General features: G+C 58.9%; 16 protein-coding genes. 7 read left to right on the forward strand and 9 right to left on the reverse strand.

What is annotated here, in order from left to right:
- Positions 1–175 precede the first annotated feature (175 nt).
- The 3 genes from ABHV46_RS05250 to ABHV46_RS05260 all read right to left on the reverse strand — a co-directional run bounded on the left by ABHV46_RS05250 (position 176) and on the right by ABHV46_RS05260 (position 3,612).
- The gene (locus ABHV46_RS05250; protein ID WP_438383344.1) at positions 176–1,267 is read right to left on the reverse strand and encodes a catalase family protein; all 1,092 of its coding nucleotides are present in this window, start codon (positions 1,265–1,267) and stop codon (positions 176–178) included.
- Positions 1,268–1,339: 72 nt separating this feature from the next.
- Positions 1,340–2,296 (reverse strand): SIS domain-containing protein, encoded by a 957-nt coding sequence (locus ABHV46_RS05255; protein WP_438383346.1) that lies wholly within the window; start codon positions 2,294–2,296, stop codon positions 1,340–1,342.
- 113 nt (positions 2,297–2,409) lie between these two features.
- Positions 2,410–3,612 (reverse strand): alpha-hydroxy acid oxidase, encoded by a 1,203-nt coding sequence (locus ABHV46_RS05260; protein ID WP_438383348.1) that lies wholly within the window; start codon positions 3,610–3,612, stop codon positions 2,410–2,412.
- A 279-nt stretch (positions 3,613–3,891) separates the two neighbouring features.
- Here ABHV46_RS05260 and ABHV46_RS05265 point away from each other — a divergent pair, with 279 nt between their 5' ends.
- Positions 3,892–5,679, forward strand: a complete 1,788-nt coding sequence (locus tag ABHV46_RS05265) for a thiamine pyrophosphate-requiring protein (RefSeq protein WP_438384268.1) — start codon at positions 3,892–3,894, stop codon at positions 5,677–5,679.
- 121 nt (positions 5,680–5,800) lie between these two features.
- Here the strand turns inward: ABHV46_RS05265 and ABHV46_RS05270 are convergent, their stop codons facing one another.
- From ABHV46_RS05270 to ABHV46_RS05285, 4 genes are all read right to left on the reverse strand, one after another.
- Positions 5,801–6,571: an SDR family NAD(P)-dependent oxidoreductase gene (locus tag ABHV46_RS05270; protein ID WP_438383351.1), complete on the reverse strand. Its 771-nt coding sequence runs from the start codon at positions 6,569–6,571 to the stop codon at positions 5,801–5,803.
- Positions 6,568–7,524, reverse strand: coding sequence for an AraC family transcriptional regulator (locus ABHV46_RS05275; RefSeq protein ID WP_438383354.1), 957 nt, complete (start codon positions 7,522–7,524; stop codon positions 6,568–6,570). Before ABHV46_RS05275 ends, ABHV46_RS05270 begins: the two co-directional genes overlap by 4 nt.
- A 25-nt stretch (positions 7,525–7,549) precedes the next feature.
- Complete coding sequence (locus ABHV46_RS05280) at positions 7,550–8,587, reverse strand: NAD(P)-dependent alcohol dehydrogenase (RefSeq protein WP_438383356.1); 1,038 nt, start codon at positions 8,585–8,587, stop codon at positions 7,550–7,552.
- Positions 8,588–8,778: 191 nt separating this feature from the next.
- A complete protein-coding gene (locus ABHV46_RS05285) occupies positions 8,779–11,004 on the reverse strand; it encodes a TonB-dependent receptor domain-containing protein (RefSeq protein WP_438384269.1) in 2,226 nt (741 codons plus the stop codon).
- A 521-nt stretch (positions 11,005–11,525) separates the two neighbouring features.
- Between ABHV46_RS05285 and ABHV46_RS05290 the strand changes: the two genes are divergently transcribed.
- Positions 11,526–13,232 (forward strand): glycoside hydrolase family 32 protein, encoded by a 1,707-nt coding sequence (locus ABHV46_RS05290; RefSeq protein ID WP_438383358.1) that lies wholly within the window; start codon positions 11,526–11,528, stop codon positions 13,230–13,232.
- Positions 13,233–13,276: 44 nt separating this feature from the next.
- The gene (crcB, locus tag ABHV46_RS05295; protein ID WP_438383360.1) at positions 13,277–13,711 is read left to right on the forward strand and encodes a fluoride efflux transporter CrcB; all 435 of its coding nucleotides are present in this window, start codon (positions 13,277–13,279) and stop codon (positions 13,709–13,711) included.
- Between the two features lie 6 nt (positions 13,712–13,717).
- On the opposite strand, the gene ABHV46_RS05300 is transcribed toward crcB, so the two are convergent.
- Positions 13,718–15,175 carry an aminotransferase class V-fold PLP-dependent enzyme gene (locus ABHV46_RS05300; protein ID WP_438383362.1) on the reverse strand — a complete coding sequence of 486 codons (1,458 nt, stop codon included), beginning with the start codon at positions 15,173–15,175 and terminating at the stop codon, positions 13,718–13,720.
- Between the two features lie 117 nt (positions 15,176–15,292).
- Between ABHV46_RS05300 and ABHV46_RS05305 the strand changes: the two genes are divergently transcribed.
- Positions 15,293–15,742: an Lrp/AsnC family transcriptional regulator gene (locus ABHV46_RS05305; RefSeq protein ID WP_438383365.1), complete on the forward strand. Its 450-nt coding sequence runs from the start codon at positions 15,293–15,295 to the stop codon at positions 15,740–15,742.
- Between the two features lie 41 nt (positions 15,743–15,783).
- On the opposite strand, the gene glgX is transcribed toward ABHV46_RS05305, so the two are convergent.
- The gene (gene glgX / locus ABHV46_RS05310; RefSeq protein WP_438383368.1) at positions 15,784–17,916 is read right to left on the reverse strand and encodes a glycogen debranching protein GlgX; all 2,133 of its coding nucleotides are present in this window, start codon (positions 17,914–17,916) and stop codon (positions 15,784–15,786) included.
- A gap of 202 nt (positions 17,917–18,118) precedes the next feature.
- On the opposite strand from glgX, the gene glgA reads away from it, so the two are divergent.
- The 3 genes from glgA to treZ are packed head-to-tail and all read left to right on the forward strand — an operon-like array spanning position 18,119 to position 23,810.
- The gene (gene glgA, locus ABHV46_RS05315) at positions 18,119–19,762 is read left to right on the forward strand and encodes a glycogen synthase GlgA (protein ID WP_336944705.1); all 1,644 of its coding nucleotides are present in this window, start codon (positions 18,119–18,121) and stop codon (positions 19,760–19,762) included.
- Between the two features lie 37 nt (positions 19,763–19,799).
- Complete coding sequence (glgB, locus tag ABHV46_RS05320; RefSeq protein ID WP_438383370.1) at positions 19,800–22,031, forward strand: 1,4-alpha-glucan branching protein GlgB; 2,232 nt, start codon at positions 19,800–19,802, stop codon at positions 22,029–22,031.
- Positions 22,032–22,055: 24 nt separating this feature from the next.
- Positions 22,056–23,810: a malto-oligosyltrehalose trehalohydrolase gene (gene treZ / locus ABHV46_RS05325; RefSeq protein ID WP_438383371.1), complete on the forward strand. Its 1,755-nt coding sequence runs from the start codon at positions 22,056–22,058 to the stop codon at positions 23,808–23,810.
- Positions 23,811–23,812 lie beyond the last annotated feature (2 nt).

Raw genomic sequence — 23,812 nt, forward strand, 5'->3', positions numbered from 1 at the left:
TAAACGACCACACAAGTCAATCATATGACGTTTTGATGACAATGATCGACTTTTTCAATCAGTCACAAGAAATGTTTTGTCATGGTAAATTGGATACTTTCCGGTCTTCTGTTTGCACATCACTTTCATGCCGCGCGCTGCAAAAACCCCCGGCACGGAAAGACCGGTCGGCGCGCTATTCTTCGGAAACGCCCCTTTCCGGCAGAAAGCGCATCGGGCAGCCATTCAAACCCGCGCGTAGTTTTGCCGAAAAGGGATAAGCGACACGACGCGCCCGCATGATGTTGCCCAAGGGGCGATGCGCCACCAGACCGTGCCAGGGGGAGAAAGACAGGCTGTCATCGATCTGACGCGACTTCTCCTCGCTCCATCCGCGCTGCGGCGGAAAATCCACGCTGGCAACGCATTGAAAGGGGCTTGTCTCCTCACTCCAGGCAATCTGGGCGTTCTCTACGGGCTGGGTGGCAAGATCGCGGCAAAGCTGGACGCGCAGGCTCATGCTCCCTCCCTCCTGGGCCAGGACACGCCCGACAGCGCGCCGGATCGCAATGGGATCGTGATCGATATCGATATGCCTTCCCGTCAGACGACGAAAGCTCTCCGATTCTGGAACGAGATCGAATTTCGCGACGTAATCGCCGTAGCGACAGGGAACCTGTGAGTGAAAGCGATCGCCCAAAGGGTGGGTCGGCTCGAAGCCCCCCAACGCATCCAGTGCCGCGCTGCGCCGGGCTACACGCCCAAGGCCGCGCTGCACGGAACGCAGGCAGCGTGACAGTAGCGCCTTGGCGCCCTCTGCCCGGTCGGTCGTCAGGGCGAGCAGCCGCAGCATTTTCAGAAAGACGCCTGCATCGGGGGCACCGAAAGCCGTGCCATTTGCGAACAGAAAATCCTGCACTGCGACACCGTGCGTATCGTCAAGCAGATCGCCGGGGACGTCATGGATCTTGAGGGCGAAGCCACGCGGCCCCGATACGGCATCGCGCAGCGGATCGCCCGGTATGGCTGAAAGACGGGCCGTGATGCGATAGGCGCCGGGGTGGGAAAAAAGTCCCTGAGCCAGTTCCGGCGGCAAGCCGGATCTCACATGCAGCGTGCCTTCGAGCAGCGCGTGGCTTTTGGCGTGAACCCCTCGGGAAGCATGACCGAGATCGCGACGAGTGGCGGTGATGATCTTGCGGAAGCTCTTTCGAAGCCCTGACTTGACCGCCTCTTCGTCGGAACGGAGCTTTTCGAGTGAGTCATCATAGGCGACAGGGGGGCGCATCACGCTGCTCCACGAAGAGGAAAGACGATTTTTCGATCCTCTCCAACCCGCCCCCGCTGCGAGAGTTGCCGATCAACCCTTGAGCGTGACGACTTTCGTAAGGTGACGGGGGGCCAGCGTGTCGAGGCCATGGGCGCGGGCAACATATTCACCGAGCAGTTGCAGCACGGGCAGACAGATCAGAGGTTCGGCCCCATGATCGCCCTCGACCGTCAACGAGACCGTACCGGGGCCGCCGAGCCCGAGTACGACAGCGCCTTTCTCCATCACATCGCGCGCGACGAGGGCTTCTTCCTCACGCGTGTCGGGATGGTACAGCATGACGACGAAGGAACGTTCATCGATCAGACTGATCGGCCCGTGACGATATTCGAGCGGGTGATGCGCCTCACTCTGGCTCAGGCTCATCTCCTGCATTTTCAGTGCCCCTTCGCGCGCGACGCCGTAAAGCGTGCCGCCGCCCAGAAACACGAAATGCGAGCGCCCGCGCAGCAGAGCCACAAGATGTGTATCCGCCTCTTCGAGCAGAGCCTCTGCGGCTGAGATGCTGGCCGGACCGATGGAGAGCCCGGCATAACGCAGCCCGGCCATGAGCATCAGACTGGCCGATGCCGTCATCACAATACCTTCCTCGGGATGGGTTTCCGCCTCGAACACCTCGGAAGACACCTGTGTCAATGCGCTACCCGCAGCGCAGGTAATACCGAGGACCGCGTGACCAGCCTCAAGTCCGGCGGCGGCGGCGGCAACCGTCTCGGTCGATTCCCCACTGCGAGACAGGGCGACAAGCTGGGTTTTCATGCCAGCAGGCACGTAGGAGGAGGCACGACGCGTCCATTCATTGCCCGGCACAGCGCGTGCCAGAAAACCGGCCTCGTTCAGGGCGCAGGCGACGCTGTCAGCGATATGAACGGAAGTGCCGCACCCGATAATGGCGTGCATCTCGCCCTTTTGCGGGCTGGATTGCGGCTTGGTCAGCGCCCTCCAGAACGAAAACTGCTCACGTATTCCTCGTTCGGTCGCATTCATCAGCCTGATTTTCCTCTGCAGATGGGCATTGTTTACCCGATCATGACACAAGCCTTTCTGGCTTCCGAGAGGCGGAAGACAATATCCCTTCTCTTCAGTCAGCTTGAGCCCTGTCAGGTATTTTCGAGCGCGGGCTCGACGAAAGGTACGGCCCCCAGATCCTTGAGCAGAGACGCGTCGAGCGATGCCAGATCGGTCACCCCGAGCAAGGCCAGGTCGCGATTGACCTCGGTGCCGAGGATGGAAACGGCCTTGTCGAGCCCTGCCCCGCCAGCCAGCGCACAGGCTTGCAGAAAAGGCCGACCGAGCATGACGGCGTCTGCGCCGAGCGCCATGGCCTTGAGAACGTCGCTGCCACACCGAAAGCCGCTATCGATCACAACACTCATGTCCTTGGCCGCTTTCCTGATCTCGGGCAGCACTTCGAGAGGAGACACGGTTGAATCGAGCAGACGGGCGCCGTGGTCGGAGATACCGATACCGTCGACACCGATCTTCGCTGCCTCCTTGGCATCTTCAGGGCGCAAGATGCCCTTGAGGATCAGCTTGCCTTTCCAGCGCTTGCGGATGTGGCGGATATGATCCCAGGTGAAATGCGGCGAGCCGCCGACTGCCGCGATCTCGTTCGAAAACAGACCCGGCCCGCCTTGCGGCCTGATATTCGCGATTTTCGGGTTGCGGTCGCGCAGGATGGTTCGCCCCAGCGTGCCGAATGTCCAGCCGGGGTTGAGAATGCCTCCAATCGTTGCGCGCAAATTGGGGCGTATGGGCATAGAATAGCCTGCGCGCGTCTCGGCGATACGCTGGGCGGGTACCGGCACATCGCAGGTGATCAGCAGCACGGGATAGCCCGCCTTTTGCACACGGTCGATCATGCCATCGATGACAGAAAGGTCGCTCGGCAGATAAGCCGCAAACCAGGCGCGCGGGTTGATGCGAATGATCTCTTCGAGCGGGGTGAGGGAGTTGGCCGAGAGCGCATAAAACAGATTATGCCGGCGCGCTGCGGCTGCCTCGATGCGATCGGCGTCATAGCGCGTCATGGCCGCGCCCCCGGTCGGAGCCAGACCGAAAGGCTGGGCATATTCCTCGCCGAAAAGGGTTATTTTCGTATTCACAGACGACACGTCACGCAGACGGTACGGGCGCCAGAGATAGCGCTGGAAGATCGCCCTGTTGCGCCGCAAGCTGAGTTCGGCCCCTGCGCCGTTGCGCACATATTCATAGACCGCTTTCGGCAGATAGCGCTTCACAGCTTTTTCGAAATCGCTGAGCTGGTAGATATCGTGCAAGCGCCGCTTTGCCGTCATGGACATCGAGAAACTCCAGGGGTGAAAAATGCAGGCAAGATGCCAACGGAGACAGAACGAGTCAGACGGGGAAATCTCCTGCACAGTCTCTATTCACGTTAATGTGATAAACTCCCGGCCACGGGAACTGCCCAGCCACCCCATGAAAAACCTCATGAAATCATGACGTAATCATTCCGATTCATGAACATAAGATAATTTTACCGGGATACCGACTGAACAGACGCGCTTGACGCGACGTTGCTGAGACACACAGCCACTCGTCGGAGCATCGATGCCATGTCCATGAATGTCAGTGAATTCATGTGGAAACGCCTTCAGGAATGGGGGCTGAAACGGGCCTATGGATATCCAGGCGACGGAGCGGGCGGCATCGACGTGGCGCTGCAACGCGAAATCGATACCGGGCGCATGGAGTATGTGCAGGTCCGCCACGAGGAAATGGCAGCTTTCATGGCATCAGCCCATGCGAAATTCACGGGGCAGGTCGGACTGTGCTTTGCGACCTCAGGCCCCGGCGCCATTCATCTGCTGAACGGGCTCTACGACGCCAAGCTCGACCATATGGGCGTGGTCGCCATCATGGGGCAGCAGGCGCGCAGTTGCCTCGGATCGAATTACCAGCAGGAAGTCGACCTGCAATCGCTCTGCAAGGATGTGGGGTCAGAATATATCGTGACCGTCACCGAGCCATCGCAGATGCGCCATGCCATAGATCGCGCCGTGCGCATTGCCAGAGACAAGCGGGCGCCAACCATCGTTATCGTGCCGAACGATCTGCAGGAATTGCCCTATAAAGACGGCCCCATCGCTCATGGCTACACCCACACCGGCATCGGCGAGACCATCATCAGCCCGGTGCCGGAGATGCGTGGGCTTCAGGCCGCTGCCGATATTCTCAATTCGGGAAAGAAAATCGCCATTCTCGCCGGAGCAGGCGCACTCGATGCCACGGATGAGCTGATCGCCGTTGCCGATCTGCTCGGCGCGGGCATCGCCAAGGCCCTGCTGGGCAAGGCCGCCGTACCTGACGAATTGCCTTATGTTACCGGGTCGCTGGGGCTGCTCGGCACCAAGCCGTCATGGGATCTGATGAAGGAATGCGACACCTTCCTAATGGTCGGATCGGCCTATCCCTATAGCGAGTTCCTGCCCGATCCCGGTCAGGCGCGAGGTGTACAGATCGATATCAACACCGCCAATCTGTCGCTGCGTTATCCCATGGAGCTTTGCCTTCAGGGCGACAGTGCAGCCACATTGCGCGCACTCCTGCCTCTGCTCAAGCGCAAGGAAGACCGTAGCTGGCGCGAAAAAATAGAGAAGGAAGTCGCAACCTGGTGGAAGGTGCTCGAGGCCCGCGCCATGACCGACGCCAACCCGGTCAATCCGCAGCGCGTGTTCTGGGAGCTATCGCCTCGCCTGCCGGATAACGCGATCATCACCGCCGATTCAGGCTCGGTCGCCAACTGGTTTGCCCGCGACCTGAAGATCCGTCGCGGTATGAAGGCCTCGCTCTCGGGTGGGCTAGCCTCGCTGGGCGCGGGCACCCCCTACGCCGTAGCCGCCAAAATGGCCTTTCCCGAGCGCACCGTCATCGCCTGTATGGGCGATGGCGCCATGCAGATGAACGGGCTCAATGTGATGATCACCATCTCAAAATACTGGAAGCAATGGGAGAATCCGAAGCTGATCGTCCTGGTCCTGAACAACCAGGATCTGAATCAGGTGACGTGGGAGGAACGCGTGCAACTCGGCGAGGGCAAGACCACAGCCACCCAGTCGATCCCCGATTTCCCCTATCACAAATATGCAGAACTCCTCGATCTGAAGGGCATTCTGGTCGATCACCCCGATCAGATAGGCGCTGCGTGGAAAGAGGCTCTCAACGCCGATCGTCCGGTTATTCTTGAAGCACGCACCGACCCCGATGTACCGCCCTTGCCGCCGCATATCACGCTGCAACAGGCCAAGGCTTTCCTTTCCTCTCTGCGCAACGAGCCTGAACTCCTCGACGTGATCCGGGGCTCGGCAAAGGAAATGCTTGCGAGCTTCCTGCCCTCGAAAAAATCCTGATTGGGCCAGCTCTGCACCCACGAAAGGCCCTGATCGCCGAGCCCGTCAGGGCTGGCGTCCTCAGCGATCTGGCGCCTTACGCGGGTGATGATGCCTCTGTGACCGCACGCAAGCTTTAGTCCTAAAGCGCGGTGTAGCCGCCATCGACAAAGATTTCCTGCCCGTTCACCATCCCCGAAGCTGGAGAGGCGAGATAGAGCACGAGATCGGCAACCTCTTCGGGTGTCGCAACGCGGCCCGAGGGTATTTTCTCCAGAAAACGGGCCAGCTTGTCACCCACGCCCCAGACGCGTTCGCCCATAGGCGTCCAGACGACAGTAGGGCAGACGGCGTTAGACTGAATATTATGCGGCCCCCATTCCGCCGTCATGACCTTGGTGAGCCCGTTCAACCCCGCTTTGGAGGCAACATAGGGGCCATGCTCCGTCAGGGCGACAGAACTGGCCATCGAACTGATATTGATGATCTTGCCACCCCCATGCTCGATCATGCCCGGCGCCAGAGCACGAGCCATCAGCCAGGGCGCGCGCAGGTTCAGGGCGAGTATGGAATCCCATTCCTCGACGCTCTGATCGATCAGGGTTTTGGGAATGCTCATCCCCGCATTATTGACGAGAATGGTCGCGGTGCCGAATTCGGCTTCGATACGCGCGCGCACCCTGTCGGCGGCCCCTGCATCGAGCAGATCGGCAGCAATGGGAAGACAGCGACGCGCATTTTTCGAGACGATCGCCTGCGTCTCCGCCAGCAGGGCCTCATCTCGTGCAACAGCCACGATGTCCGCCCCTGCCTCGCTCAGGACATCGCAAAGGGTCACGCCAAGACCGCGCGAGGCGCCTGTGACGACGGCGATCTTGCCGGAAAGGGAAAAGCGTTCGGAAAGACGGGTCATGAGAGAGCCAAACCTCCTGAAGGATCAAGAACACGGCGCGTTTCAACCATGGCGATGAGCCGGGCCTGCTGACGAAACTGGCGCGGCGTGCAACCGCGCAGGCTGAGAAACGTGCGGTTGAAATTGGAAAGATTGCCAAAGCCCGATGCGCGACAGATATCCGTCACCGCCATAGGCGTGGTCGTCAGCAAATGGCAGGCGTGACTGATGCGCAGCCTTTGCAGAAAGCTCATGAAACTCTCGCCAGTGAGAGCGCGAAACTGACGCGAAAAGCTCGATGCGGTCATGCCGAGCGATGCCGCGATCGTTTCGTGACGAATCTCGGCCGGATCTGTCGCAAGCAGATGACGCACGAGCCGTGCGATACGCCCGCCGGTCGTCGATTCCGGCGTTTCGAGATCGCGCCGTGTGGCGAGGCGGCGCCATAAGCATCTGGTGAGGTCAGCCATGAGGGCGATCGCCCCGGCCAGGCGCGCGCCACCTGTTTTCTCCCCCAGATCTTCCAGCATGGCGCCACAATGCAGCGCCTGCTCGCCTGAAAATTCGAGACCGTGACGGGACTCTTCGAGAAGCTGCGTCAGCCCCGTCAACTCCGGACAAAGCCCGATCAGTCCCTCGATCCACCCCTGACTGAATTGCAGCACGACGTCGCGACCTGTAATAATTTCGCCGTCACCGAGAGGGCTGAACCAGGCATGGGGCAGATCCGGCCCGACGAGAACAAGCTGCCGCGCCGCAAACGGGCCGATGTGATCGCCGATCATGACCCGCCCCGTGCCCTGCGTAATCAGGTGCAGTTCATATTCGGGGTGGTAATTCCAGCAAGCTATCGGGGCAGGGTAATCATGGCGATGCCAGCGAAAGCTCTCCGCCTTCTGTTCAGGAAACAGCTCCAGAATGGCGGGCGTCCGTCCCCCAAGCCGCCTCGCGTGCCGATGCTCACGGGTCGCCATGAGAGCTGTCCCTTCCCACAAGGCTCTAAAAAGTAATCTGGAGTTTTACATCTTCAGGGCGCGCCTCGGCTGCTCTCTCGAACGCCGCCACACCGTCATGAAAGGGGAAACTGGCCGAAATAAGCGGCTTGAGATCTATACTGCTGGATGCGATCAGCGCGATGGCACGGTCGTAGACATGAGCGTAGCGGAAGATGGTCTCAATGGTCAGTTCCTTCGCCTGTGCCGCCACGATATCGAAGGCGACCTTTTTCGGCGGCATACCGACCAGAACCAGGCGCCCACCGGGACGGGTGCAGTCGAGCGCGTCCTGATAGGCGCTTTCGAAGCCGCTCGCCTCGAACGTGACATCCACGCCCCAGCCAGGACCACAATGCGCGCCGATAATTTCGGCGGGCCGGGTTTGAGCGAGATCGATCGGCACGATATTGGCATAAGCGCCGGCTATGGCGAGTTTGGGCGCGGAGTAATCGCTGATGAAAACACGGCTCGCCCCGGAGGCCAGAGCGGCAAGCGCCGTCATGATGCCGATCGGCCCTGCCCCGGTAACGAGGCAGACATCGCCCGGCTGCAAACGAGCCTTGACACAGGCATGAACCCCGACAGCGAGAGGCTCAACCATCGCCCCTTCGGCAAAACTCACCTGATCGGGCAGCTTGAACGTGTAAGCCGCCGGATGAACGACCGAAGGGGTAAGACAGCCATGCACTGGCGGCGTCGCCCAAAAGCGCACGGCAGGATCGATGTTATACTGACCCAAGCGCGCAGCGCGCGAGTGCGGGTCAGGGATACCCGGCTCCATGCAGACACGATCGCCAATGCTGAAACCCGTGACAGCCGAGCCGATTGCGGTGATCGTGCCCGAGGCCTCATGACCCAGAACCATAGGCTCAAGCACAACGAAGGGACCTATGGCGCCATGGGTGTAATAATGCACATCGCTGCCACAGATACCGACCGTGTGGATGGCGATACGCACATCATCGGGGCCAAGTGCCTCATCAAGCGCGATTTCCCGCAGTGACAGAACACCGCGCTCCTCCAGAACCAGGGCCTGTGCCATCGTGTCGTTTTCCTCTCAGGAGAGCCGTGGGATATGCTTTCCCACGGCGCCTCATGTTAGATATAACGACCATATCTCATTAAATAGATCGGTTCTTAACAAAAACCGATGATCTTTTGCAGCATGGGAACACCACTGCGTGAACGAAGGGCCAAACTGTCAGACGGAGGAAACGTCCTCGCCTGAAAGCGTCAGAACTGCGCGGCAATCGTGCCGAAAAACTCCCGCGGCGCCGCCACGAACAGATTGGCATTGTCGTCTCCGGAGACCGAAGCTGCGCCGTAGACGCCACCGATATAATCGCTATTGAACAGATTGGTGACACCAACTGACAGCTTCATGCCGCGTGCGAACAGGACCTTGCCGAAATCGTAGCTCGCGTTAATGTTGGACGTCCAATAGGCCGGGATGTATTCATCGTTAGTGTAGGTCATGGCGCGACGGCTGGTATAGGTCGTATTGAAGTTGAAGCTGGCACTACGCCATGTATAGGTCAAATTCGCCTTATACATGAACTTCGGATAATAGACCTGATGCTTGCCCTTGATGCTGATCGTCGTTCCGTTATAGGGCAGGGCTGAATCCTCGTAAGTCGCGTTGTTCCAGCTGAAGCTGTTCGTGATTTCCAGCCCTTTGACCGGACGGATCGTGCCCAGCACGTCGGCCCCGTTCATCGTCTCATGGCCGACATTGAGAAAGGCAGCATAGACATTATTGGTCGGGCCACTGGTGATGGCGGCCAGACGGTTGATATAATCCGTGTGATAGAAATCGGCGCTGCCAGAGAAAAACTCGGAATTGAAGCGATAGCCGACCACGTAATTCCAGGTGCGTTCGGGTCTGAGTGTCTTTTTGCTGGCATCGAAGACCGATTGCGCCGGATTGGCAGACGAGCCAAGCCCGCCCCAGGGATTGCCCGACCCGGACTGGGCCCCAAAATCATAGGCGCGCATGTTTTCGGCGATATCCCAATAAAGTTCATGGTGATTGCCGAAATGCCAGTCCCAGTTGAAATGCGGCAAAAACGCATTCGATGCGGTCAGGCTGCCTGAGGCCGGGTGGCTGTAATAGGTGCCCCAGCTATCGGCCAGCGCTGCCGTCTGATCGAAACTCGTGCCGCCATGGGTTGTCTGGGTGAGCGACCTGAACCCACCCGTGAGGGTCATGCCTTTAGTAAGGTGCCAGACATCCTGAATATAAAACTGGAAAGTATTGGTATTGAATGAATCTGCATACCAGGTCGTCGCCTGATAGGCATAATAGTCGCTTTTGGAATTATGCGCCGCATCCTGCCCGTCTTCATAGAAACGCATGGGGTAATTGAAGCGGTCGTTCTCATACCATAGACCGGTCTGGATGGTATTGTTGCGTAGCTTGATGTCGAAACTCTGCGTCAAACCGAGCCGACGCACATCGGGATGCCCCGCCTGATCGGCCATCAGCACGCCTGAACTCGGCGAGATCAGAAATGGGTTCGTGCCCTGATAAACACCATTGGAAATATGACCGTAAGCGAGCGTATGCGAGGTGATGTTGGAGGCCAGATCGAAATCGCCCCGAACTGCCGAGAGATAGTTACGCTGCTCCTGGGTGCCGTCATAAGCAAAGTCGCCCACCTCGTCATTGGTGATCCCGGCAGGTAAACCGGGCGGAATACCGCCATTCTGGGCGTAATAGGCGTATTGCTTGGCCTTCTCGTAATCCGGCTTCAGATAGGTCGTGTTCCGCCCCAGAAGGCGCCACATGTTTTTGGTCAGGCTCATGAAATTATACTGATCGAAATTCGAATAATCGAAGATCGCCGTGATTTTTCCATGGTTACCAACGGGCTGCACCAGCTTGAAATTGGCCTGATGCTCCTGCTGGTCACCAAAGCCTTTCCAAAGATCCTGCGCCGTGCGCGCGTAGGACGCATAGAATTTCGTACCCGTCGGATTCAGGACACCGCTATCGGCGCGCGCGAAAGTACGAAACAGGTCGAAACTGCCAAAAGTCTGGCTAACCCGCCCTCCCGCCTTGTCCTGCGGATCCTCCGTGGTGAAGGTGATGGCACCCCCCAATGTCTGGGCAGAGGGCATTTCGACCGCGCCTGCGCCTTGTGTGAGCGTCATGCCGGCAATGTTTTCCTGAATCGCCATCTGATCGACGCCAAGGCCGTTCCAGTTATGAAAGCCCTGCGTCCCCATCGGAATACCATCCATGGAAACGCCAAGCTGCGACTGATTGAAGCCACGAATATAGAGCGTGTTGGCGACCGTATCGAGGCCGAACGCATCGTCAGAAGCAAAATTGGCGCCCGGCGTCGTCAGCGCGAGTATCTGCATGGGGCTCGTACCCGCCGTGAAATGGTCCATCGTCTGGCGTGTGACCATCTCCGTAGCACCGTGAGAGGCAATGCGATGGGCAGAAATCACCATGGACTCGCCGGCTCGCGCCTCGACCTCGCGCCTGGAGGCACGACGCGTTGCGGGCGCCTGAGAGACGGGGTGCCGGCGCGCGCCCTTTCCCGCCCTTTGGGGCGCGGCGTCATCGTTCGCATTCTTCCCCTTGGCGGCCAAAAGCGCATGAGGTTTTGCAACCGGTCTCGCCGAGGCCTTCGCAGTTTGCGGCAGGGCAAGCTGCGCGACACCGTAGAGTGTCGAAGCGCAAATCAGGAGTTGTCTTGCGTTCGGGCTTTTTCGCCCCTTGCCTTCATGACGCATGTCGAACCGACCTCCGCTCACTTTAGGTTGCGATATGAGAACGATGCCATATCGTTACGATTACGTTAAATGTGACAAATTATGAATGCAAGAGTCTTTACCCGACGCCTCCGCTGGTCGCTCATCGACCCAACAGGCAGGCATGGGGCCGCCAATACGGAGCTGAGCCCGATTTGGCGCTGTCGCAATGTCGAGCCTATGCTGCGCCCTCGTGAAGAGAAATGAGGAATATCTGCATGACCAAGCGCCCTATTGCCCCCGGTCTCAGCCGACGCACGGCGCTTGCCTCACTGCTCGCGACAGGCGGCGGCGTCGTCGGGCTCTCCATTGCGCAGGCGGCAGAACCTGGCCCTCAGGCACCGCCCCGCGCGCCTGAAGGTGAGCGCAAGGCAGAGCCCAACGCCTCTCACCCCTCACCCGCCGACCAGCCCGGAGCGACCTCGCATCCGGTTATTCGAACACAGGCCGACGCACTTTATCGCCCCACGATTCACTACACGCCTGAACATGGCTTCATGAACGATCCGAACGGTCTCATTCATGACGGAGCGGTTTATCATCTCTATTATCAATACGACCCTTTCGCCCCCTATGCCGGGCGCGTGCACTGGGGCCATGCGACGAGCCCCGATCTTCTGAGCTGGGAGGATCAACCGATAGCGCTCAGCGAGACGCCGGAGGGTGAGGCGTTTACGGGCTGCGCGGTGCTCGATACGCAAAATACGTCCGGCCTCTTCCCTGCGGGAAAAGGCGGACTTGTGGCGCTCTACACGCGAGCGACGCCTAGGAAACAGACGCAATTTCTGGCCATCAGCGACGATCAAGGCAAGAGCTTCAAGGATATCGCGCATAATCCGGTGCTGGATATCGGCAGCAATTCCTTTCGCGATCCCAAGGTGATCTTTCACAAGCCTACAGGTCAGTGGGTAATGGTTGTAGCGAAGGCGCGCCTGCATCAGATCGCGTTTTATGCCTCGATTGACCTGCAACACTGGACCCATACGAGCGATTTCGGTCCGTCAGGGCTGTTCGGTGTCGATTACGAATGCCCCAATCTGATCGAAATTCCCATCGAAGGCGGCGGGTCGCGCTGGGTGCTTTTCATTTCGGTCAATCCGGGCGGCCCGACCGGCGGCAGTATCACCCAGTATTTCGTCGGCAGTTTTGACGGCAGCCGTTTCACGCCGGACGATACAGTGATCGGTCTGACCGATTTCGCCAAAGATGCCTATGCCTTGCAATGCTATGAGAACATGCCGGCCGGGGAAGCCGTGTCGATCGCCTGGCTGGGCAACTGGCAATATTGTCAGGAATTGCCGACCCAGAGCTGGCGCGGCTGCATGACACTGCCGCGGCTCATGACACTGCGTCACGATTCCGCCGGCTGGCTGCGTCTGGCACAGGCGCCGAGAGGGCTCGAAACGCTTCGTGAGGCGCCTGTCCCCTTCACCTGCCAGAAGCTGGCTGCCGGGGCGAGCGCGTCGGTGCCGCTACCGCTCGGCGCGGCGCTGGAACTGACGCTGAGCGTCACCGTCGACCAGATGACGCCCGATCTGCCTCTGGGCGACAAGGGGCGCACCGGGCGCTTCGTCATCGTCTTCGGCAATGATCTGGGGGAGAATCTGACGATCGGCTTCGATGCCTTCAGCGGTCAACTCTGGATCGACAGAGCCGACCTTAACGGCTTCAAGCAGCCTTTCTTCACAGGGCAGTTCTCGACCGCTCTCAACCCCGATGACCGTCATTTCGATGTCAGGATCGTGCTCGATGCCTGCACGCTCGAAGTGTTTGCCAATGGCGGGCTCTCTGTCGGCACGGCGCTGCTCTTCCCCGCCAACCCGCTGAGCTTTCTCAAGTTGGAAGCAACCGGCACCGGAGCGACCATCGAGACCCTCAGCTTCTATCGGCTCAAGAAAGTCATGCCGCGTGAGACAGCTCTGTGATAAGGCCGCAAGCCTGTTGTTTCTGAGCGGAGTATCCTGAGTCGATGTCTTTCACGACCTGCCTCTTTGTCATGCTTGGCGGTGCCTTTGGCACGCTGGGGCGCTATCTGGTGACACTGGCAACGGCTCCTTACAGCCGCGCCATGCCTTGGGGTACGATCCTCGCCATCAATACGGTGGGGTCTTTCATCATTGGTTTTTTCGGCACGCTGACCCTGGCGCATGGGCGCTTCCCGGTATCGGAAAACATGCGCCTGTTCGTGATGGTCGGCATTTGCGGCGGCTATACGACCTTCTCATCTTTCAGCTTGCAGACCCTCGATCTGCTGCGGGCCGATGCCTGGGGGCGGGCGCTGCTTAATATCACGCTCTCCGCCCTGCTCTGCCTCGGTGCCGTCTCGCTCGGCCATCTGGCCGCGTCGAAACTCAATGCGGGCGCCTTCCAGATCGCGCAGAACGAGACGGAAGAAGACGCCTGAGCGCCATCAGGCCGAGAGCGCCTCGAAACGCGCCGTCTGCTCGTCGCAACGATAGAAATCGGCCATCGGGTAAGGCTGGCGGGCAAGCGTTGCCACGGCATCGATAATGCGATCAACCTTTTCATCGCTCATCAGCACGCTGAAATTCAGGCGTGTCCAACCTGGCTTTTCGATTTCCTGCCCTGACAGAATGGCCTGACGCAGCAAAGCCGAGGCAGGAGCATCGATCGATAGCAGACGATGCGCGTAAGGCCCGGCACAGGCGCAACCGCCACGCGCCTGAATGCCGTAGCAATCGGATAAAAGCCGCGTAAAGAGCTGCTGGTGCACATAGCCCCCACGCTGGCGGTCACGAATGCGCATGGAGAAAATCGGCAGTGCCGGCGCCTGTTTCGCGGTACCGATCAACTCGATCTCGGCGACATCGCGCCAGGCATCGAGGGCGCGCTCGCGCAGCATGGCGTGACGGGCATCCATGAAATCCTGCCCGATGGCCTCTTTCACCAGAAAAGCAAGAGCCGCCCGGATATCGCCAACCACATTGGGCGTACCCGCCTCTTCACGATCGCTGATGCAGGCGGAGTAATCATGCCCCCATGGCGAAACGAAACGCACCGTGCCGCCTCCCGGCAGGCTGGGGCGCGTGATGGCGACCGCCGCATCGCGCACGATCATCACGCCGGAAGCCCCCGGACCACCGACGAACTTATGGGGCGAAATGACGACCGCGTCTTTCTGAAGGTCGGTTCCGGCCTTCATGTCGATGGCGAGATAAGGGGCACCCCCAGCATAATCCCACACTGACCGGGCGCCGTGGGCGTTAAGCAGACGTGTTACCGCGTCGACATCGGTCAATATACCCGTCACATTCGAGGCGGCCGAGAATGCCCCGATGACGAGACGCCCTGGCTTCACCGCTGCAAGCACTGCTGCAAGGCTCTCGAGATCGGGGCCACCATGCGGGCCTTCTTCAATCTCGACGATCTCGGCACCGCTCTCGCGCCAGGGCAGGATATTGGAGTGATGCTCGTAAGGCCCGATCAGCACGAGCGGTGTCTCACCCGCGGCAATGGCTGCGCCTATCCCCATAAGGCTCACCAGACGATTGATGCCAGACGTCGCGCCCGAACCGGTAAAGACCACGCTATATCCGGACGGCGCCTGACACAGCCGGGCGATATGAGCGCGGGCGGAAGCCCGCAGACGGGTCATCATGCGCCCGCAATAAGACGCCTGGGTGTGGCTGTTGGCGTAATAGGGTAGAACCTGGGTGAGCATAAAGCTCTCTACCTGCTGGAGCGCACGCCCCGACGCAACGTAATCGGCATAGAGCAATGGGTGGTCACCGAACGGTCCCGGTACCGGCACGCCTTCGCCGATCACACCCTTGCGGAGAGCCTCGAGCCCCTCGGGCGTACCCAGAGAGCGGGCGAAATCGGCAAGACAGGTCTCGGGATCGAACATGAGGGCGGCTCCGGCTAGTGATGCGAAAATTTTACTGCGGTAGCCTTGAGGAAACCTCTCCTATTTCCTCACGAAATGAGATAAATTTCTATCATATGATCTTCTTTCGGGATTTTTATGGATCAAATCGATAAGGCGATTCTACGTACGCTTCAGAGCGATGCCTCGCTCTCACAGCGTGAGCTGGCCGACAAGGTGGGGCTGTCGCAAAACGCCTGCTGGCGCCGCCTCAATTTACTGCGTGCTGAAGGGGTCATTCAGGGAGAAACCATACGCCTCTCCCAGGAAGCGATCGGTCTGGGGGTCACGGTGTTCGTTATGGTGCGTACGCGCTTTCATTCACGCGAGTGGCTCGGCCAGTTTCGTGAAGCCGTACTCTCAATTCCTCATATCGTCGATTTTCACCGCCTCGCTGGCGATTACGACTATATGCTCAAGATCGTGGCAAAAGATATGAACGCCTTTGACGGCATCTATCAGAGCCTGATCAGCAAGATCGAACTTGATACGGTGACCTCCTATCTTTCGATGGAGGCCATCGCCAATAACCGGGATATGCCGGTCTGAGGCCTCAGGACCGGAGGCGCCACACCCCCGTCCTTCCCGTCTCAATCTGTTTCTGGCTTGGTAATCAGTTCAAACAGCAGCACCGACCGGCCTGTTACGGTATAGACCTGCTCCTGCGCGAAATGCTCGTTTTCGAGCGCTTCGCCGTCGTCGGGACGATTGGTGTCAAGCAGGAGCTTCCATTCTTCGCCTTCCGCCTTGGGCAAGGTGAACTGGACCACATCGTGCCAGCTATTGAGGATAAGCAGCAACGTCGCATCGGCCCCGCGACGCATGATACCGCTCGGCTGGGCGCGACCATCGAGCATGAGTCCGAAGCACTGGGCCTGGGACCATTCTTCCTGTTCCATTTCTCCGCCCGAAGCGCTCACCCAGCTCAGTTCCTTGACATCGAGATCCGGGTTGTATGCCTCAGTCAGGAAACGTGAACGACGCAGGATGGGGAAGCGTCTGCGCAATGCCAGCAGGCGCGTCGTGAATTTGGAGAGCCGCGCCCCCTCTTCACTGATGCTCCAGTTAACCCAAGATATTTCGTTGTTCTGGCAGTAGGCATTGTTATTGCCCCCCTGCGTGCGACCGAACTCGTCGCCCGCCAGAATCATAGGTGTGCCTTGGGAAAAAATCAGCGTGGCCAACATGTTGCGGCACTGACGCCAACGGATCTCATTGATCGTCTCGTCATCCGTCGGCCCCTCGACACCATAATTGTTAGAACGGTTATCCGAGGTGCCGTCGTTATTGTCCTCACCATTCGCCTCGTTATGCTTCTCGTTATAGGAGACGCAATCGAGCAGGGTGAAACCGTCATGAGCCGTGATGAAGTTCACGCTTGCCCAAGCCTGACGGCCGGAATGGTTGAACATGTCCGGGCTACCCAACAGTCGGGGCGCAAGCACATCCGCCTTGGCCTCGCCGCGCCAGAAATCGCGCACCGTATCGCGGAACTTGTCGTTCCACTCCGCCCAGCCCGGGGGAAAATGCCCCACCTGGTAGCCGCCCGGGCCGATATCCCATGGTTCTGCGATCATTTTCAGATGGGTAAGGGTCGGATCCTGGCGGCAAACCCTCAGGAAACCAGATTCACTATCGAAACCGTCGAGTTCCCGGGCCAGAATCGTCCCAAGATCGAATCGGAAGCCATCGACGCCAATTTCATTTGCCCAGTAACGAAGACTATCCGTCACAAATTGTATTGGCGCCTGCTTGGTCAGGTTAAACGTATTACCTGTCCCGGTGTCGTTAATGTAGAATCGTTTGTCATCCGGCATGAGCCGGTAATAGGAGGCATTATCGAGCCCCTTGAAAGACAAGGTCGGGCCAAGCTCGTTGCCCTCGGCCGTATGATTATAGACCACGTCCATAATCACTTCGATGCCCGCTTCATGATAGGCAGCTACCATGCGACGAACCTCCGAGAGGGCGTCATCCTGATCGGCTGCATAACGCGTATCGGGCGAGAAAAAGCCGATCGTGTTATACCCCCAGTAATTCGTGAGGCCCTTATCCACGAGATATTCGTCCGCGACGAAGCTCTGGATCGGCAGCAGCTCGATGGTGGTGATGCCGAGCGACTTTAGATGCTCGATGACGTGACGATTACCGAGCCCTGCATAGGTGCCGCGAAGCCGGCGAGGCACACGCGGATGGTTGAGCGTATAGCCCCTGACATGAGTCTCATAGACTACTGTATCCGTCCAACGGGTCTTCAGGGGACGGAGGTTCTGCGCCGCAGGGTCGGTGATGACGCATTTGGGTATGAAGGCGGCGCTGTCTCGCTCGTCAAAGCTCAGATCCTTGTCTGCGTGACCGAGCTGATAGCCGAAAAGGGCCGGATTCCAGGTTATTTCGCCAAAATGCTCGCGGGCATACGGATCAAGCAGAAGCTTGTTGGGGTTGAAGCGATGCCCCTCCTTCGGTTCGTACGGGCCGTGCACCCGATAACCGTAAAGCTGGCCGGGGCGCAGATCGGGAACCCAGCCATGGAACACCTGATCCGTGTATTCCGGGAGCCTGATCCTATCGGTCTCTTTCTCGCCGTTCTGATCGAACAAACAAATCTCGACCGCCTCGGCATTGGCAGAGAAAACCGCGAAGTTGACGCCCTTGCCATCATAGACCGCGCCTCGCTCCGCAGGACTTCCCTCTTTCAGGCGTTTTCCAAAAGAATCGCTCATAGGTTTCTTTCCATCCTGACCCGGTATCCCAGTTTTTCGCATTTCGGACTGGGGTAGCGAGACGCCTAACGCTCGGTGCAGGGAAAGAGCCGATAACATAAACGCGAGGTCATAACGATTTTCAGTGCCCGGCGTTTCACAAGTATTAGCATACTTAAAGAGCCGTGAATTCTTGCGGCCCCCTGAAAAAATGAGGCCCGCCATGCCGACAGACCAGATCGTTGCGCTTCCAACCGATCTGCAGCTTCTTTCTGTCACGGCGGAAATGTTTCCGTTCGTGAAGACTGGCGGATTGGGCGATGTCGCAGGCTCCCTTCCAACCGCACTGCGGCACCATGGCGTGCGCACGCGCACGATCCTGCCCGGCTATCCCAAGGTGATGAGCGCCCTCACTCACAAGCACGAGGCCTACGTGTTTCTCGACATGCTGGGTTTTCGCGCGACCTTGTGGGAGGGTATGGCACACGGTCACCATCTTTATGTGGTCGATGTTCCCGAACTTTATGATCGTTCTGGCGGCCCCTATCTTGGCCCGGATGGCCGTGACTGGGCCGATAACGATATGCGCTTTGCCGTGCTTTCGCGGGTGGCGGCCTGCATAGCACAGGGTTGCCTTGCTCAATGGCGCCCTGATGTGGTCATGACCCATGACTGGCAGGCCGGTCTCGTAGCTGCCTATCTCCGTTATGACGAGCGCCCCGCCCCGCCCGTCGCCCATGTCATTCACAACATGGCGTTTCAGGGCCTGTTCCCGCGCGAGCTGTTGCCCCGTATCGGTTTGCCCGAACACGCTTTCACCTTCGATGGCGTCGAGTTCTATGGCAAGGTAGGTTATCTCAAGGCGGGGCTCCAAATCGCCGATCGCCTCATAACGGTCTCACCGACCTATGCGGAAGAGATTCAGACCGCCGAAAACGGTATGGGGCTCGAAGGTCTGCTGAGCGCCCGCTCAGCCGAACTCACAGGCATCCTTAACGGGATCGATCTTCATGACTGGAATTCACTGACAGATCCGGCTGTCATTTTTCCCTATGCGATTGGCGACATCGCAGGACGACGCGCCAATAAGAGGGTTTTTCAGGCTGAGTTCGGCCTGCCTCAGGACCCCAATGCCATGCTGCTGGGCATTGTCAGCCGCCTGACGCGCCAGAAGGGCGTGGACGTACTGGCCGAGATCGCACCTCGCCTTTTCAAGACCAATATCCAGCTGGCCGTGGTTGGCGTGGGCGATGCCGACATCATGCAGTCTTTCCGCGCCTTGCAGCTCGCCTATCCACGCAACCTCGTCTGCCATCTACGCTATGACGAGGTGCTGGGTCATCGTCTACATTCTGCTGTCGATGCCTCGCTCATTCCGTCGCGCTTCGAACCCTGCGGTCTGACGCAGCTCCATGCCCTTCGTTACGGATCCGTTCCTATCGCGGCACGGGTAGGCGGTCTGACGGATACGATTGTCGATGCCAATGCGGCTGCCATCGAGGAGGGCGTTGCCAACGGAATTCTCTTCGCCCCGACCCAGGCCGATGCGCTCTATCGCGCCATCAGGCATGGCAAGAAGCTCTTTACCCAGAAATCCGTCTGGGCGCGGTTGCAGCGTAATGGCTCGCTGCATGATGTGTCCTGGCATGGCAAGGCCGCGCATTATGCGCGCCTCCTGCTCGAAATGGCGGGGCGCGCTCCCGTGCGAGCAATAGGTGAGAACGACATCGCCCCGAGGCTCAGCGATATGGGCATGCCTCTCTCACCGAACGCCTCTTTCACCCGCACAGCAAGAATGCCCCAGAGCCGCCCACGCAATCCGGGACTGGGTAGGACAGACCTGCCCCGCTTCGGCACGACATCCTGACACGATCTCTTTCTCCTGTGGCGAGACGCTGCCTTCCATGACCGATACTGATCTGGCTGAACTGCCACCCAAACCTCTCAAGCCTCAGGAGAAAGTCCTGATCGACGAAATCGTCGAAGGGCGTATTCATGACCCCTTCGCCTATCTTGGGCGTCATCGAGAAGGGCGAAGCAATATTGTTCGCGTCTTTTATCCCGATGCGGTCGAAGTGCGCCTTGTCGCAGAGCGCAGGAACAAGCCCCCTCTCGAAAAGAAGATGGATCGCATCGACGAGCGCGGCATTTACGCCGCCTCGATAAGTGCCAGTTCGACACGCTACAGCCTACGTATTCTCTGGGCCGATGGCTGGCAGGAAACACATGACCCGTACAGCTTCGGCACGCTGATCGGCGATCTGGACCTCTATCTTTTCGCAGAGGGAAATCACCGCGATATCGACCGGATCATGGGCGCGCATATCTGCGACATCGACGGGGTTTCGGGCGTCAGGTTCACCGTATGGGCCCCGAATGCCCATCGTGTTTCGGTGATAGGCGACTTCAATATATGGGACGGGCGTCGCCATCCGATGCGCCTGCGCCACAGCGCCGGTATCTGGGAGTTGTTCGTACCCGGCATCGGCTCGGGGGAACGCTATAAATTCGAGATCATGGCACAAGGTGGTGTGATCCTGCCCGCCAAGGCCGATCCCTATGCCCGCTACGCCGAGCTTCCGCCGGCAACAGCCTCCATCGTTGCCCCGCCCTTGGAACATGACTGGCACGACCGGGAGTGGATGGAAAAACGCGCCGAGAGACAGGCGCTGGGCGCACCGATCTCGATTTACGAGCTGCATGTACCGTCATGGCAGCGTCGCAACAGTCCGACCGGCTATATCAGCTGGAACGATCTGGGCGATCAGTTGATCCCTTACATCAACGAGCTGGGTTTCACCCATATCGAGCTGATGCCGATCACCGAATACCCTTTCTCGGGGTCGTGGGGCTATCAGCCGCTCAGCATGTATGCGCCCACCTCACGGCACGGCACACCCGCCGAATTCGCCCATTTTGTCGATCGCTGTCACCAGGCCAATATCGGCGTGATCATGGACTGGGTGCCCGCCCATTTCCCGGCCGACGCCCATGGGCTGGCTCTCTTTGACGGCACGCATCTCTACGAGCATTCAGATCCCAAAGAGGGCTATCATCAGGACTGGCACACCCTGATCTATAATTTCGGCCGTACCGAAATACGCAATTTTCTTACGGGCAGCGCTCTCTACTGGCTGCGCAATTTCCATCTCGATGGGCTTCGTGTGGATGCCGTCGCTTCGATGCTCTACCGCGACTACAGCCGCAAGGATGGCGAATGGTGCCCCAATATCTATGGTGGGCGTGAAAATCTCGAGGCGGTCAGCTTCATGCGCGAGCTATCGGGCATCGTCAGGGATTACTGCCGTGATGCGGCTCTCATCGCCGAGGAATCGACCGCTTGGCCCGGTGTGACCGCTCCTGCCGAAACAGGGGGACTGGGCTTCCGTTTCAAATGGAATATGGGCTGGATGCACGACACGCTGCGTTATATGCAGCACGACCCGCTCTGGCGGCGCCATCACGGTTCGGACATCACATTCGGAATGGTCTATGCCTATTCCGAGCATTTCGTGCTGCCCCTGTCGCATGACGAGGTCGTCCATGGCAAAGGGTCGCTCCTCTCACGCATGCCGGGGGACGACTGGCGCCGTCACGCCAATCTACGCGCTTATTACGCGCTGATGTGGGCCTATCCTGGTAAGAAGCTGCTTTTCATGGGGGGGGAATTCGCCCAGTGGGAAGAATGGCATAATGACCGCGAACTGGCCTGGCATAGAATGCATGATACGCTCGGGCGCGGCATGTACGAGACAGTGCGCACGCTCAATGCACTCTACAAGCACGAGCCCGCGCTTTCGGCCCGTGATTTCGATCCTGACGGTTTTCGCTGGATTATTGCCGACGACACGGAGAATACCGTTTTTGCCTGGCTGCGTCAGGCGCCCGATGTGCCTCCCGTTCTCGTCGTGTGCAACATGACGCCAGTGGTGCATCACGATTATCGCGTCGGTGTGCCGTTTGGCGGAGAATGGGAAGAGCGCCTCAATACAGACCGCGTGGAGTTCGGCGGGTCAGGGATCGACCATGAAAACCCTATCCGAGCCGTGCAGGACTATGCTCACGGAATGGAACATTCTCTCGTCCTGACGCTTCCTCCCCTGGCCGTGCTCTATCTCACCCCGAAACGCGGCTGAGTTTTCTTCCTCAATGAGGCACCGATGCAGCAACATCCTCTCTACCAGACCCGGTTCGGTGCCAATCCTCAGAGTGACGGAACGACGCGTTTCGCGCTCTGGGCGCCCTCGTGTCAGGCCGTCTCTCTTGAACTCGAAAATGAGACGCCACGCGCGATGCTGCGCGACGATCAAGGCGTTTTCACTCTTGTGACGCAATGTCCGTCAGGGGCGCGCTACCGCTATCGCGTGCGCGACGATCTGGCGGTCCCAGACCCCGCCAGCAAAAGCCAGCCCGACGGCGTTCACGGCCCAAGTGTCGTCCCCGACCCTGAAGACCATGTCTGGCAGACCCCGCAATGGAAGGGGCGCCCCTGGTGCGAAGCTGTCATCTACGAACTTCATGCCGGGTTGCTCGGTGGCTTCGAAGGCGTGCGTGACCGGCTGGACGAACTTAAAACGCTCGGGATTACCGCAATCGAAATCATGCCGATCAACAGCTTCGGCGGCACGAGAAACTGGGGCTATGATGGGGTACTGCCCTACGCTCCTGCCAATGCCTATGGCGAGCCTGCAGACCTCAAGCGCCTGATTGATACCGCACATCAGAAAGGGCTGATGGTCATTCTCGACGTAGTCTACAACCATTTCGGCCCTGACGGTAATTTCCTTCACGAATACGCCGAAGCCTTTTTCGACCATGAGAATAATTCCACCTGGGGCACGGGCATTGCTTTTGCCAAGCCGCAAGTGGCCGATTTCTTCATCGATAATGTACTCTACTGGCTGATGGAATTCCGCTTCGACGGGGTACGCATAGACGCGGCCTCGGCCATCACCGACCATGCCTGGTTCGGCAAGCTGCGCCAACGCGTCAATGAGCACGTCGAAAAAGGGCGTCATGTGCATCTCATTCTCGAAAACGAGAATAACGATGCCGGGCTGCTTCGCGACGGCTTCACTGCCCAGTGGAATGATGACGGGCATAACGTGCTTCATGTCATGCTCACGGGGGAGACTGAGGGCTATTACGAGATGTTCGCCGAGCATCCGACACGCATATTGGCGCGCGTACTTCACGAAGGTTTCGCCTATCAGGGCGAAATCAATCCCTATTCCGGCAAGAAGCGCGGCATGCCGAGCGGCGACTTGCCTGCTTCTAAATTCATTCTTTTCCTGCAAAACCACGACCAGACGGGCAATCGCGCTCTGGGTGAGCGTCTGATCGCGCTCGCCTCACCCGAGGCGCTCCACGCCGCCTATGCGCTGTTGCTTCTCAGCCCGATGGTGCCGATGCTCTTCATGGGAGAAGAATGGGGATGTCGATCGCCCTTCCTGTTCTTCTGCGATTTCCATGATGAACTCGCCGATGCCGTTCGCGAGGGAAGACGCAAGGAATTTGCAAAATTCTCGGCGTTTCAGGACCCGGAAAAACGCAAGACGATCCCCGACCCCAACGCGCTCTCGACTTTCGACAGGTCACGCCCCGATCGTAAAGAACGCAGCACGCCAGAAGGCCGCATCTGGCTGGACCGGACACGCAGCCTGCTGGCGCTACGTCAACGCTGGCTTGCCCCCTATCTGGCTCAGGCGCACAGCCTCAATGCGACCGTCATTGGCGATAAATCCGTTCTGGCACGATGGAAGCTCGATAATGGTGCCATTCTGACCATCGCTCTCAATCTCTCCGATCACGAAACATGCAGAATCAGTGAACCGGGCAAGCTGCTCTATAGCTCCGCCACCAGACGGGCAGTAGAAGAACTACCGCCTGGCAGTCTCGTCGCCGGTCTGGAGTAACG

The sequence above is a fragment of the Asaia sp. BMEF1 genome (assembly GCF_051628905.1).
Taxonomy (GTDB): domain Bacteria; phylum Pseudomonadota; class Alphaproteobacteria; order Acetobacterales; family Acetobacteraceae; genus Asaia.